Annotated in this window: 14 protein-coding genes; 3 read left to right on the forward strand and 11 right to left on the reverse strand. The window is 41.1% G+C overall.

Annotated features, from left to right (window positions below; genetic code table 11):
* Positions 1 to 6 precede the first annotated feature (6 nt).
* The 5 genes from E4K67_RS30490 to E4K67_RS05395 all read right to left on the reverse strand — a co-directional run bounded on the left by E4K67_RS30490 (position 7) and on the right by E4K67_RS05395 (position 2,933).
* Entirely contained in the window at positions 7 to 453 is a 447-nt protein-coding gene (locus tag E4K67_RS30490) for a glycosyl hydrolase family 18 protein (RefSeq protein ID WP_243454372.1), read from the reverse strand.
* Between the two features lie 145 nt (positions 454 to 598).
* Positions 599 to 808 carry a hypothetical protein gene (locus tag E4K67_RS30495; protein WP_243454337.1) on the reverse strand — a complete coding sequence of 70 codons (210 nt, stop codon included), beginning with the start codon at positions 806 to 808 and terminating at the stop codon, positions 599 to 601.
* A gap of 272 nt (positions 809 to 1,080) precedes the next feature.
* On the reverse strand, positions 1,081 to 2,154 hold the full coding sequence (locus tag E4K67_RS05385) for a glycosyltransferase family 4 protein (protein ID WP_135545401.1): 1,074 nt from the start codon (positions 2,152 to 2,154) through the stop codon (positions 1,081 to 1,083).
* Between the two features lie 76 nt (positions 2,155 to 2,230).
* On the reverse strand, positions 2,231 to 2,743 hold the full coding sequence (locus E4K67_RS05390) for a tRNA (cytidine(34)-2'-O)-methyltransferase (protein ID WP_135545402.1): 513 nt from the start codon (positions 2,741 to 2,743) through the stop codon (positions 2,231 to 2,233).
* Positions 2,718 to 2,933: an FmdB family zinc ribbon protein gene (locus E4K67_RS05395; RefSeq protein ID WP_135545403.1), complete on the reverse strand. Its 216-nt coding sequence runs from the start codon at positions 2,931 to 2,933 to the stop codon at positions 2,718 to 2,720. The genes E4K67_RS05390 and E4K67_RS05395 overlap by 26 nt, the downstream gene beginning before the upstream one ends.
* A 224-nt stretch (positions 2,934 to 3,157) precedes the next feature.
* Between E4K67_RS05395 and E4K67_RS05400 the strand changes: the two genes are divergently transcribed.
* The 3 genes from E4K67_RS05400 (at position 3,158) to E4K67_RS05410 (ending at position 6,875) form a co-directional block, all read left to right on the forward strand.
* The gene (locus tag E4K67_RS05400) at positions 3,158 to 5,077 is read left to right on the forward strand and encodes an aconitate hydratase (protein WP_135545404.1); all 1,920 of its coding nucleotides are present in this window, start codon (positions 3,158 to 3,160) and stop codon (positions 5,075 to 5,077) included.
* A 134-nt stretch (positions 5,078 to 5,211) separates the two neighbouring features.
* Entirely contained in the window at positions 5,212 to 5,709 is a 498-nt protein-coding gene (locus E4K67_RS05405; protein WP_135545405.1) for an Lrp/AsnC family transcriptional regulator, read from the forward strand.
* Positions 5,706 to 6,875: an aminotransferase class I/II-fold pyridoxal phosphate-dependent enzyme gene (locus tag E4K67_RS05410; RefSeq protein WP_135545406.1), complete on the forward strand. Its 1,170-nt coding sequence runs from the start codon at positions 5,706 to 5,708 to the stop codon at positions 6,873 to 6,875. Before E4K67_RS05405 ends, E4K67_RS05410 begins: the two co-directional genes overlap by 4 nt.
* Before the next feature lie 486 nt (positions 6,876 to 7,361).
* Here the strand turns inward: E4K67_RS05410 and E4K67_RS05420 are convergent, their stop codons facing one another.
* From E4K67_RS05420 to E4K67_RS05445, 6 genes are all read right to left on the reverse strand, one after another.
* Complete coding sequence (locus E4K67_RS05420; RefSeq protein ID WP_135545408.1) at positions 7,362 to 8,108, reverse strand: ABC transporter permease; 747 nt, start codon at positions 8,106 to 8,108, stop codon at positions 7,362 to 7,364.
* On the reverse strand, positions 8,105 to 9,016 hold the full coding sequence (locus tag E4K67_RS05425) for an ABC transporter ATP-binding protein (RefSeq protein WP_135545409.1): 912 nt from the start codon (positions 9,014 to 9,016) through the stop codon (positions 8,105 to 8,107). Before E4K67_RS05425 ends, E4K67_RS05420 begins: the two co-directional genes overlap by 4 nt.
* 335 nt (positions 9,017 to 9,351) lie before the next feature.
* Entirely contained in the window at positions 9,352 to 10,011 is a 660-nt protein-coding gene (locus E4K67_RS05430) for a response regulator transcription factor (RefSeq protein ID WP_135545410.1), read from the reverse strand.
* Between the two features lie 16 nt (positions 10,012 to 10,027).
* Complete coding sequence (locus E4K67_RS05435) at positions 10,028 to 12,370, reverse strand: sensor histidine kinase (protein ID WP_135545411.1); 2,343 nt, start codon at positions 12,368 to 12,370, stop codon at positions 10,028 to 10,030.
* A gap of 54 nt (positions 12,371 to 12,424) precedes the next feature.
* Complete coding sequence (gene comX, locus E4K67_RS05440) at positions 12,425 to 12,592, reverse strand: competence pheromone ComX (protein WP_135545412.1); 168 nt, start codon at positions 12,590 to 12,592, stop codon at positions 12,425 to 12,427.
* 110 nt (positions 12,593 to 12,702) lie between these two features.
* Entirely contained in the window at positions 12,703 to 13,617 is a 915-nt protein-coding gene (locus tag E4K67_RS05445) for a polyprenyl synthetase family protein (RefSeq protein ID WP_135545413.1), read from the reverse strand.
* Positions 13,618 to 14,049 lie beyond the last annotated feature (432 nt).

Raw genomic sequence — 14,049 nt, forward strand, 5'->3', positions numbered from 1 at the left:
TTACACCTACTTTTTTCTTGATGGATGCTTAACATAGGTTTGAAGTACATCCCAAAAGCTAGGATAACTAAGGTTCATTTCCCATAGTGCTACACCACGAATACTCTTAAGTAAGGCAAGGTCCAGCTTGTCTTTCAAACTACGGGATTCTTCGAAATAAACAGTATGGCGACCATATCGACCACCCATAGTCTCATAACGGAAGTACGTGCTATGTTGAGTTGCATCCCATTGCCATGGGGCTCCATGACGACGTGCCAGTTCGATTGCCTGTGGATAGCCGATCACACGACCAGCACCTTGCTCTGGCCAATCGTACCCATAGATCGAAATTCCCCTATAAATTTTCTGGAGCGGGATATTGGCAATTGCATAATTTAGGACGCTAGTAACCCATGGTACTGAAGCGACGGATCCTGGTTCACTTCCCGCCCTATGCTCCTCGTAGGTCATAATAATCACCTCATCGACCGCCTGACCAATCGCCTTATAATCAAAAGCCCCCCCCACTCACTCATCGGGTCATCCGATTTTTTTGCTGGCACATCAATCGAGACGAGGAAATTTGCCCTTTGAAACCGCACAGACCAATCTCTGATCAAATTGGTAAACAAGGCTCGGTCTGCAGGCCCGCTTTCTCCCAATCAAGATTAACTCCATCAAACTGATACTCGACCAAGACATTTCTAATGTTTCGCCAAACGAGGTTGGCAAAATCTTGATCGCCTACCAAACGCCCGATCAGAGCAGTGGAAAACTGACCTTGTGCGGTTAGATTGCTAACCACCAAGAATACTTTGACTCCCATAGCATGGGCCTCATTAATGAGCCGTCGACTTGGACGCCCAAGGAGTGTACCGTTATTTTGAATAGGAATTTCAAAAATCCCTCATTGGTTGATGATATCCCCGTTACGTCTAAGATAGGGATAACCCCTAGCATTTTCTGTTAAGCCATTATTAAAGGCAAACACTTGTAATGGCATACTTATACCCCCTTTCCGACCATCATATGCATTGATCAAAAAAGAAGTGTAAGCATGCCACCGAAGTCACAATGTTCATCTTAAGCGAAAGCGAGTTACTTTGAATTTCGTCGACTAAAAACCGCCAGTATTGCTGTTCTACGCATTAGAATGATAATAAGCAAGGCAAAAACTACAATAAGCATAGCCAGGGCCCAAATCCACTGCCCCTTAGCCCCAAGCACAGCAGCCACACCAAAGCAAGCGCTGATCCCATACATTGAAAGTACTGCTGTTCGTTGACTCAACCCAGCATCCAGCAAACGATGATGTAAATGCCCTCGGTCAGCTGTCGCCATAGACTGTCCTCTCAGCTTTCGACGAATAATGGCAAAGGTTAGGTCGGTAACTGGCATTCCTAAAACAAGCAGTGGGAAAACCAATCCCAGAATCGTAGCCGTTTTAAGCAGACCCATGATAGAAATTCCACCAATAATGTAGCCAAGGAACATACTTCCTGAGTCTCCCATGAAGACACGAGCTGGTGGGAAATTGAAGAATAAAAAACCGAGGAGTGCGCCAGCCAAGGCCAAAGTAAGATGGGCAGCCGGAAGTTGACCGATCCGATTCGCAGACCAAAACAGCAAAATTGCTACTATAAAACATATTCCTGCAGCTAGACCATCAAGTCCATCTGATACATTGACAGTGTTAACCAATCCGACAACCCAAAAGAGCATTAATATAAGGCCAATGGCACCTAGCCCCAGTTGCTGAAAATCAACTGGACTAATAAACGGCAGTGAGATGATGTTCATGGAAAAGCCAAACGCGAGAAGCACTGAAGCCGCCGCGATTTGCCAAATCAGCTTAACTAGGGGTCGCATTCCACGGGTATCGTCCCATATGCCAACCATCACAATGATAGTGCTCCCGATGAATAACCCCCATATTTGCATAATTGTAGATGCATCCATTGTAAAGGATTTATCCCACCATTGTATGATCAAAGCCGCACTCCAAAATGCGGCATATAGTGCCAACCCACCGAGACGGGGAATCGGCTTCTTGTGAACATGCCGACCACCGGGATAAGCAATAGCTCCCCACCTATCCGCTAATTTCATAGAAACGGGCGTAGCGATCACAGCTATCAAAAGCGCCATGAGAAAGGTTAACAAATATGTCATGATGGTTCCTCCACCGCCCCCGCTTTACGCCTGTTCTCTATAGTTTCAACGTTGGATACCATTTCTTTGCTCCTTTCTATACAAGACCGGGGAAACCCCATTGACGCAATGCTTCATATACAACGACTGCCACAGAATTCGATAAATTTAAGGAACGGGCTTCCGCACGCATCGGCAACCGGAACGCCGTCTCTGGGTAACGTGCTAATATTTCAGGAGCCAATCCTTTAGTTTCTTTCCCGAAGAGCAAATATCCCCCAGACTCATAGGTCATGTCTGTATAGGCCCGCCCACCTTTTGTGGTCGCTAAGTAACGGAGTCCTATTGGGTTTTTTTCCTCAAACTCCGCAAAATTTTCATAAACCATGATATCAAGTAAGTGCCAGTAGTCTAAACCGGCACGTTTTAATTGTTTGTCATCAATACTAAATCCTAACGGTTTTACTAAATGTAGTGTTGCCCCAGTTGCAGCACAAAGCCGAGCCACATTCCCCGTATTCGGAGGGATTTCTGGCTCAACCAAAACAATATTCAGACGCTTGTTCAAGACTTTGGTTCCCCTTTCAATGACACCCAGTACAGTTTCCATGACATCCTGGTGAGCAATTTCCACCTCCGGCCCCTCCGGAGACCCCCAGACTTGCAAATCCGGAGATTTGTCTTGTAAGCCCAGCGTGCCCACAGTTACCACACGTCAACAGCTCACCATTTTCCCCCATCTTATACAATTCCGTTGTCAGAATGCCACAGCTCGGACACCCAAATTCATATATAGGCATATTACTAATGATTCCTCCCTGCCACAAAGATTCTACCCTATAAACTATTATAACCTGAAATTATGACAAACCCAACTTAAAATATCGAAACATGTCACATATCTTGAAGTAAGGAGACTGTTCTCTGCTTCTCTAAAAACAGATATTCTGTATACTTTCAGGAAAACCCTAGATGTTCCGTCTTGTTTTTGGTAAAGTTAATACCATTCAAAGGAGGAATTACCATGGGGCAAAATTTGACACAGAAAATACTCACATCTCACTTAGTTTCCGGTGACTTAAAAAAAGGGAACGAGATCGCACTGAAAATCGATCAGACTTTAACCCAGGACGCCACTGGAACAATGGCTTATTTGCAATTCGAAGCTATGAACCTTTCAAGAGTTCGAACGGAGTGCTCGGTCAGTTATATAGATCACAACACCCTTCAAACAGGGTTTGAAAATGCCGATGACCACGCATTTTTACAAAGTGCAGCGGCACGCTTCGGGGCGTATTTTTCCCGACCGGGAAACGGGATTTGTCACCAAGTTCATCTTGAACGCTTCGCTAAACCTGGTAAAACGTTACTTGGCTCGGACAGTCATACCCCAACTGCAGGCGGAATGGGAATGCTGGCCATGGGTGCTGGGGGTTTGGATGTTGCTGTGGCGATGGGAGGAGGGGCTTTTTATCTTCCCAGCCCCAAAGTCCTCCGGGTCTGGCTTACAGGACAGCTCTCGGACTGGGTTTCAGCCAAAGATATCATTTTAGAAATCCTTCGCGTGCTCTCTGTCAAAGGAGGGGTTGGGAAAATCATTGAATATGCTGGACCTGGCGTAGAAACTCTTACAGTACCACAACGCGCAACCATCACAAATATGGGCGCAGAACTCGGAGCATCTTCTTCAGTATTCCCTAGCGATGAGCAAACCCTTCTTTTTCTAAAGGCGCAAGGAAGAGCGGAGGACTTTGTATCTCTCTCAGCTGATGAAGACGCCTCTTATGATGAAACCATTAACCTTGATCTTTCACTGCTTGTTCCATTGGTTGCCCAACCCCATAGCCCAGACAAGGTTGTTCCGGTTACTGATCTAGCGACACTAGCTGTACAGCAAGTCGCCATCGGTAGTTGTACGAATTCTTCCTATCAAGACCTGATGAGTGTTCGTCAGATCCTAAAAGGCAAACACGTTCATCCGAACGTAAGCTTAGTTATTTCACCCGGCTCCCGTCAAGTCTTAAGCATGCTAGCAAGTAATGGTGCTTTGACGGATCTTCTAGATAGCGGGGCACGACTACTTGAATCATCCTGTGGTCCTTGTATAGGAATGGGACAATCACCAGTCTCGAAAGGGGTCTCAGTCCGAACGTTTAACCGTAATTTTGAAGGTCGCAGTGGTACACAAGATGCCTCGATCTATTTGGCTGGCCCCGAAATTGCAGCGGCGTGTGCCTTGACAGGCTATTTAACCGATCCTCGTACCTTAGGAATCCCCCCTGTTGTTGATTTCCCAGATTTATTTCGCATCGATGACAGCATGATCTTACCTCCCGGTGATCCAGATACCCCAATTCGGCGCGGTCCCAATATCCAACCACTGCCCCTCGCCCCTGCACTAGATAATACGCTCAGCTTACCGATCATCTTAAAGCTTGGGGATAATGTAACGACGGACGATATTATGCCCGCCGGATCCAAGATTCTGCCGCTCCGTTCGAACATTCCGGCCATTTCAGAGTACGTCTTTAATAAAGTCGACGCTCAGTTTGCCTCTAAGGCCAAGGTCCTAAAGCAAAGCATCATTGTTGCTGGCCACAATTACGGTCAAGGCTCAAGTCGTGAACACGCCGCCCTTGCTCCCATGTACTTGGGACTCCGCGTTGTCTTGGCCCAAAGTTTTGCTCGCATCCACCGTGCCAATCTGATTAATTTTGGCATACTTCCACTCACCTTTGTCAACGAGGAAGACCTTACTCGAATGCAGCCCGGGGATATTTTACACCTCTTAGACATGCATCAAGCTGTACATTCCCCCGCTCCCTTTGCTATTACCCTTAATGACAGCTCAGACCCAGTTTGGGTTAAACATGGCCTAACTGAACGTCAAGCTAAAATTCTTCTTGCTGGTGGACTCCTTAATGCGACGAAAGCTTCAATCTAACTGAATTACCGAGCAGTTAACTTTGCTGGATTCGGAAGTAACAGCAATGTTACTTCCGAATCTAGCCCTGTTGTATAAAAGCGTGTTATAATTAATTTTGTTATGACTTTTATATATTTAAAGAGGTGTATTTAATGCTTAATGAACAAGATCATAGACTACTCAAACTCATCGCCGAAGATTGTCGACTTACTCCTGAAGAGCTTTCCGTGCAAACAGGCTTGACTGCTGAATACATCAGCAAACGTATAACCAATTGGGAAAAGGAAAAAATCATCGTCGGCTATCAACCCATGATCAACTGGGCACGAACTGGCGAAGAAAAGGTTTCCGCTCTGATCGAAGTTAGAGTCTTGCCTCAACGGGGCTATGGGTTTGATAAAATCGCCAAACGGTTACAAAAGTTTCCTGAAATCAAAGCACTTTTTCTGATGTCCGGTGGATACGATCTATCTCTGCTCATTGAAGGAAAAACAATGCAAGACGTTGCTCTTTTTGTAGCTGAAAAATTAGCTCCTCTAGAGCATGTTCAGAGTACCGCAACCCACTTTGTGCTTCGCAGATATAAGCAAGACGGGGTCGCGCTTCTCGGAGAGGAAGAGACGATTCAACGCCTCGTGGTTTCGCCATGAATCGCTACCTCGCCTCCCATGTCGCAGCTCTCCCGCCCTCAGGGATCCGCAAGTTTTTCGATCTTGTCGCAACTATGAAGGATGTCATTTCACTAGGGGTCGGAGAACCCGATTTCGTCACCCCTTGGACTGTACGAGAAAGTGGTATCTTTTCCTTAGAACAGGGCCAGACCATGTATACCAGTAATGCTGGCCTCTTGGAGTTACGTGAAGAACTTTCCCAGCATTTGACTCAAACCTTGGGACTTTGCTACGATCCAGCTACAGAAATCCTCATAACCGCTGGAGCTAGCGAAGCTGTTGATCTCGTGATGCGAGCCTTGCTCGAACCAGGAGATGTTGTCTTAGTTCCCGATCCGTCCTATGTATCCTACGCCCCATGCGCAATATTAGCCGGGGCAAGTGTTAGTTACGTTCCAACCCACGCCAAGGAAGACTTTCGTTTACGCGTGGAAGACTTAAGCCAAGTGTATACACCTAAAGCTAAGCTCTTAGTGCTGTCTTACCCGAATAACCCAACTGGGGCGATCATGCGTCGTGAGGACCTTCTCCCTATCGCTGATTTTGTGGCTAAGCACGATCTTCTCGTTCTTGCTGATGATATTTATTCTGATCTTAGCTATGACGGAAGACATGTCTCGTTTGCCAGCTTACCCGGTATGCACGACCGCACACTCTTTGTCAGTGGCTTCTCAAAATCCTACGCCATGACTGGCTGGAGAATCGGCTACGTTGCAGGACATGCGGATCTCATCAGCGGGCTGATCAAAATTCACCAATACACCATGCTCTGTGCCCCCATTATGGGCCAGATTGCAGCCTTAGAAGCGTTACGGTCTGCCTCTGAAGCAAAAGCCGACATGGTCACTGCTTATGATCGGCGACGTCGCCTTATGGTTCACGGCTTTCGGCAAATGGGGCTCGACTGTTTCGAACCCTTAGGTGCTTTTTACGTATTTCCGGATATTTCAAAGACAAATTTGACCTCCGAGGCGTTTGCCGAAGAACTCTTAAAGGAAGAAAAAGTTGCTGTTGTCCCCGGAACCGCTTTTGGTCCTTCCGGAGAAGGATATATTCGTTGTTCCTATGCTTATTCCATCGAGCAACTTCAGGAAGCCCTCGTACGGATTTCAAATTTTGTCGAGCGCAGGTTGAGCAAACTATAGAATAGCAGGAAATCTATCGTAATTAAGAGGGCGTAGTGAAACTAAATTTTAGTTCCGCTACGCCCTCTTCGAGCTAATTTTTCCGAGTTATCACTAGGCGTTTTACTTTTACAATTACAGGAAAGAGTGAGGTAACATAATCCATACCCCAAAACAGAGAAGATGCTGGCTGTTACGAAAAAATCTAGTCCGATATAGACTCCTCCCTCAGAAAATCTATTAATTTCATCCTTCTTCGGCAAATTCCGGATACGCCCTACATATTACTCTACTATATTTCAAATACTTCTGCACCGTAAATCGCACTGCAAGATACCGTAATCATATTGCGGTATCTTTGCAGTGCGATTTAAAGATAATGCTGTCAACTGAGCGATACTCTCCGTCCCGGACGAGGAAGAGAGCCCAAATGGTGCACCGGTGCACCATTTGAACTACCCCCAAAGGCTCTCGCCCCCCATACCTATCTTATTCCTGATTCTATTTTTAATGGACATCTCTTTTCAATGAATTTAAGCTCAGTACAATACCTATTACAAAAGTAGCCAATAACGTGAAGATTCCAAGTGGATAATTAGTGAATGATCTTCCTCCCTCGTGGGGGCTGAATATTGCGGGGATAGTCCAGGGGAAAATTGTATTAAAAGGTGTGTTAAGTATAATAAGGTTTAAAACCATTGCACAGATTCCAAGGATGATTGGCGGAATTATATTGCGTTTTGAAATACTTAATTGTGCGACGATTGGCACCAATGCAAAGTGCATTATAATCATTAACAAATATACTTTCAAATATTCAAAAACAACAATAGTAGTTAAAGGTTCATGCTTTAAAATAAATCCTGATAATATTGAAAGCACAAATGAAGCAAGAAGCGTTACAGCTATTATTATAAGCATAACGATTAATTTCCCAACAAAAAAATTGGATCTACTAATAGGGTAAGTAAATAAATTATTTATCATATGCTCCTGATATTCCCTGGAAAAGATGAAGCCTGTTAACAAAGCAAAAAAACCGATTCCTACAAGTAAATTGATAAGCATTACAGGGGTTAAAAAATAGTCTTGCCACACTACTATTGGATATTTTGGGTTGATAGCATAGATAAGAAACACTAAGAAGTTAGGAATTACAAAGATTGTCGGAATCGCCCAAAGAATTTTGCAGTTTTTCAATTTTTGAAGTTCTGTAGTTATAATCTTATATAAATCAAATAATATTGTCATCATACCAATCCCCCGATGAGTTTTAAGAAGTAGTCTTCAAGCTTATCTTCGATTAAACATATTTCCTCTACATCAATATTATTAGTTACTAAAAGCCTGTTAATGTCTACGGCTTCCTGGAGTCTTTCATATACTTTTAATACACCGTTTTCTACAGTGAATTCTTTAATATTCAAATTTTTAGTTAAACATTCGATAGCAGCATCTGCGTCATTAACTTTAACCCTAATATATCGCTCGCTCTTTTTTATTAGTGAATCGAGAGTTATTTCTTCAAGTAACAGTCCTTTGTTAATTATTCCAATTTTAGTAGCCATTTGTTCAATTTCACTTAGAAGGTGACTTGATACTAAAATAGTAATTTTATCTCTTTTTGCAAGAGTAACTATTAGTTCTCTAATTTCCTTTATACCTACTGGGTCAAGACCGTTAGTCGGTTCGTCTAATACCAAAAGTTCAGGCTTATGTAATAGTGTTCTCCCTATACCAAGCCTTTGCTTCATACCTAATGAGAATTCTCCGACCTTTTTATTTCGAGCTTCTGATAGTCCAACTAAATGAAGAACTTCTTCAACAGAATCTCTTTTCTTTATACCCATAAGTTTCCTGTGTATTTCCAGATTTTCCACCGCAGTCAGATTCTCATATGCGCCAGGATACTCGACCATCGAACCAATTCTTCTAAACACTTGATAATTTCTTTTGCTTACTGGTTCTCCAAATAATTCAACATAACCAGATGTTGGCTCAATTAAACCTAATATCATTCTAATGGTTGTAGTTTTACCAGATCCATTCTGTCCCAAGAATCCATAAATATCGCCTTGAGTTATATGCATATTTAGATTTTGGACAGCATACTCTCCACCATAACTTTTACTTAGATCAGAGATTTTCAAAATAGATTTCATTTATACCTCCATAGTATTCTTTAATTTTCATTAAAACGAGTCGTCGAAATGGTAATCAAAGAATTGGGATTATCGTCCGGTCAGAAGAGGATTAATTCTAATAAAAATCTCAAAAAAGACCATACGTACAGAAAAATTGAATTATAATAATACTATCTAGCGCCGGAAAATTCAACCACCACGGCTGCCGCATTTCTTGAATTTTGCGCATAGGTACGACTAGCTGGTGATCTCGCAAATCATCGCAGGCCTCCTGGAGAAACGATTATCTTTTTCCAAACCTCTGTTACAACTGTTGGTGTCCCTGCTTAGGACTTACCCAATAGGATTTATAACTATATAAAATCCTCATGAGGAATAACTCCAAGGCGTTTGGCTTGAAATATTGCTTCTGATCTCGAACGAACATTTAATTTCCCGAAGATTCGAGTCAGATTATACTCAACAGTACGTTGACTCATTAATAGAATATCCGCGATTTCCCTGTTACTCTTGCCTCTGGCTACTTCTTGAAGAATCATTTGCTCCTTTTCATCGATTGATATCCTTTTTACGCTTTCTTCCTTCTCCGAAGCATCTACCCGTGCCTCATTACGCCTTAGTTGGTGCAAAAGGGATATGGGTATAACTGCTTCACCACGCAAAGCACAGCGAATAGCCGTAATAAGCTGCTCTCGGGATGCTGTTTTACTTATAAAACCAGAGACACGTGCTTCCACTAGAATATTGTAGTGAGCCGAAATATCGTATCCAGTATAAACTAAAATAGGCGTATCGGAGTTAATTGCGATTACTCTCCTCGTTAATTCCAAGCCGTTGATTACAGGCATATTCAAATCAAACATCAGCACATCAAAAATCTGGTTTTTCAAGACCTCTAAGGCTTCCATGCTAGACGTTACAACAGTCGCTTTCATATCATTTTCTTGCTCAATCATACTTTTTGTTCCTTCACCAACTGAAGGATGATCATCAACTAGTAATATTTGAATCACGTTTGCCCTTTCCCCCTTAAACAACTTGTTCGTTTAGACTAGTAGCCTTGTCTAGTGGCATCCAAATTGAAACTTCGAACCCTTTGCCTAGACTCGAATTAAAACATGTTTTACCTTCAAGACTTAAAACTCGCTCTTTGATCCCAGACAAGCCCATATGATTAAACGAAGATTGTAAGTTTTCAAAATCCATACCAATACCGTTATCTCGATAGTTTAACGTTATAATACCATGACTATCAGCTAATATAATCTTAATCTCAGTTGCCTTGGAGTGCTTAGCGGCGTTTGTCAATAGCTCTTGCACTATTCGATAAAGCGCTAATATATGCTCATAATCTAAATCTATACTGAAACCTGTTGCCTTAAAATTCACAACGTAATCCGTTCGTAACTGAGCATTAGCAAATAAGTTCTTTAATGCCTCTACAATCCCAGTCTCTTTTAATAAAGGTGGCAGTAGTTCATTGCAGGTTTCACGAATTTGGTGAGTTACATCTAAGAGCCCTTCGGCCATAGTATTGAGTTGTTTCCTCAGATCCGCCGGGATTCTTTCATCGACTGATATTATTTCAAGCTTGCGATACCAAAGCAATTGTTGTTGTAGTGCCGAATCGTGCAAGTCTGAGGCTAGACGACGCCTCTCCTTCTCCGATAAGTTAAATAGAAGGCGCAACACCCAAGGCTTTGCTGAGTCTCTCTGAGTAACCTCTTCCTCTAATTTCTCTATTAACCCCTCAATTAAATGCAGATTTTCATAAACCATGCTCACATAAACTGCAATTGTTCTAAGCCATACTCTTTCCTCTTGATTAAATTCAGTTCGATTCAATTTTCCTCGAATCCATACAAGATTGCTTTTGGCTTTCTCACTGCCGATTATAAGAAAGACTCCATTACTACCAATATCAATCAATTCTCCAACCGCAATCAATTCAGTATTGTTTTTTAACCAATCAGTTATAACTGTTTCTGGGAAGTCTGGACTCCCTGTCTTTATTGTTAATGAATAATCCATAAAGTTCGTTTCCAATAACGAAATGGCTTTGACGGCTAAAACTTCAGTTACTTCCATGATTAATCGTTCTTCTAAATCAGATATTTTCATTACTTTGGCAATATCTTGAGAAAAACGATCTAAACTTGCTTGAAAGTTATATTTTTCTCTAAATAATTTCGAACGGAAATGGAAATCAAGTTCTTCTTTTATATAGAGAAACACTATAATTCCTATATAAGTAACAATGCCGAGTTTCATACACTGAACTAACGTAAACTCACTCAAAAGATAGGACAAGAACAATACCAAAAGTATAGTGGGTATGAGGCTTAGAATAGCATAATAGCGTATCCGATCAATGATGAAATCAATATCGAATAAGCGATTTGCTGTGATCAGATATAAAAACACGCCGGGAAGAAACACTAAAGAAACTGCCGCTAAAGCTCCTGGTATTAGTTCAACCCCGAATAAAATACTTGGTAAACCCATTAAGATGACAAACGGGGAAAAAGCCAGGGTAAAACCAACTATTATTATTTTGAATATTGGTTTGTGTATGGTATCTCTATAACGAAAATAACGGGAGAGTAAAATATAAAAACATAAAAGAATACTTATTGAGAAGACTGCAAGAAAGGAATATCTAATAATAACTAAGTTTCTTCCAAAAATCTGAAAAAATAAAGTAATAACAAGCAGTAAACTATTGGCTAAATATAATACCGATAAACTCTTACGATTAAACAAAGAAAGTCCATACCGAATAAAGTAGTTATTTAGAAATTCTAAAAATAGTACAGGTATTAATGAGAAGGTGATTCGGTTGATGTATATCCCTAGAGTGTCCATCCTAGATGAAACTGGTGCACTTAAATAACTTAAGCCAATAGCAAGAAAAAAGAGAATCAGAATGAGAGCAGACTTATCATCGCTTTTTTTCAAATATAAGACACAGGAAAATATGAACAAAATAACGAACACTAGTGTTGGTATCACGATATGATACTGAACTTGCTGCGGAGTCATATTATTTGTCACCTTATGTAATATCGGTTCTCCGTTTTTATTAATGACTAATGTCTCAGCTTGTTCAATGACACCATATTGTAGAATTGTAGAATAATTACTAGGTTGAACTCCATTTATTAATGATACAGTATCACCAACTTTGATTCCTTGTTGTTCTGCCCATCCGAGATGATCCACATAAGATATCTGCCATTTACCTACTTCATTTTCTTCCACGCTTAGCCCAATGTATGGAATGCGTAAAGTGACAAACAGCAAGTAATAGGAGATTATTAAAATGATTCCTGTTGAAGCTAGTAACACAAAACCTTTTTTAAAGTTTCCCATGCCAAATTTCCTCCAAAAAAGAGTCAGGAGCTATCCTGACTCTTCGTGAATCTATTACCAAAACACTAGTGGTGATATAGAAGTGCTGCCTGAACTTTCAAAAACATCGAGAACTGCCTTTTCTTCCATTTCAGTTAAACCTATTAAGCTTGCTGTACCTTCTTGCACTTTCTCTCTGACATCAGGATTTTGCATTAAATACTCAACAACGTTTTGCATCATATCCTTCTTCTCCTTTCATAATTTTTGTCTAAATCGTATCATGAATCTATCCCTTAACCTCGCCAACAGCACTGCGGGGTTCCGCCATTACATTGCGGGGAACAGAAGGTTTAGATATATTGCAACAACTTTTCCTTCCGTTCTTGCACTATACCTATACTTTCTATCAGTTCAATCGCCTGTAACTGATTTAGCCTCATAATAATACGAGCATATTCAAGGGCACCGGATTTATTGATCAACTCTTGAATTTCAACTTTGTTTTTTATTAAATCTTCTTTCATTAGTTTATCGCTAAAATAGTCCCTAGTAAACTGATATTGGGGTTGTTGATTTTTAAGTAAATATAAAGTAAGCAGAGTTTTCTTCTTATTGATCAAATCATTTTTTTCATCCCAACGACTGATAGCCTTAATGTCATTCTTAATTTGGGCAATGATCCCCATATGCTCTGCATATTTATTGACACTCTCATGATGTTTCTCGCTAGCTAAAGCTGTTCCCACTAGACAGGCTGAAGCCATAAGAGAACCTGACTTCCCCCTAACCATTTGGATATAATCCTCTTCGGATTCAATCGAATCCATGAGATCCGTGTGTTGACCATTGATCGCTTTTAGTACACGCGTATTTAGGTAGTTACTGGCCATTGCCTTTCTATCTCGATCAAATGACGTTTGTTCTAATGCTTTTGCACTAAGTACAAGAAAACCCGTAGCTATGTTCATTACTATTGCTTGGTCAATTCTATGCCAGGGGGTTGAAAAATTATCTTGATCCTGCAAGTCATCAAATATATCGAGCGAAAGAATCATCAGTTCAACAGCGGCAGCAGCTTTATAGATGTCTTTAGACTGACCTGTAAACATTTGATAATGTAAAATAACAAGCTGACCAAAAGGAAAGCAACTTTTCATTTTAAATGTAATGAATTCTGACATATAGTCTTTAAGCTCTTTTACTAGAAAATAGTCATTTACTAATTGTAACATTACTTCTCCAATAATGTCCCAATCTTCTTGCATAAGCTTGTCCCCTCCTATTCCTCGCCAAAAGCAAACTCTGGCGAAACCTCCATCCCCCTTGGGAGCCTTAATGTCAATGTCAGAATCTATTGTTTCTCCAGTAAATGGTTAATCATTTGGATTGTTATTCCTTTCGTCTACTAATTACTTTACTATGATTCAGCATCTTTTGCACAGAAAATCACACTGCAAGATACCGCAATTACATTGTGGTCACCGCAATCATATTTTATTAAAACAAGTTAACTAATGCAGTTTAAAGATATTCAAAAAGAAAACGACCTTTCCTGAACGACAAGTAAAGGGATACCCTCTGGTACCCCAATACTTGTACTTTCTGAATATAAAAAAAGGACCTCCATGGTCCTTGAAATATTCCTTTCAGATTTTTCGACAAGATAATTCGAGTAGAATGAACCATCGTTATTGTCT

Origin of the sequence: Desulfosporosinus fructosivorans (genome assembly GCF_004766045.1) — a bacterium.
Taxonomy (GTDB): domain Bacteria; phylum Bacillota; class Desulfitobacteriia; order Desulfitobacteriales; family Desulfitobacteriaceae; genus Desulfosporosinus; species Desulfosporosinus fructosivorans.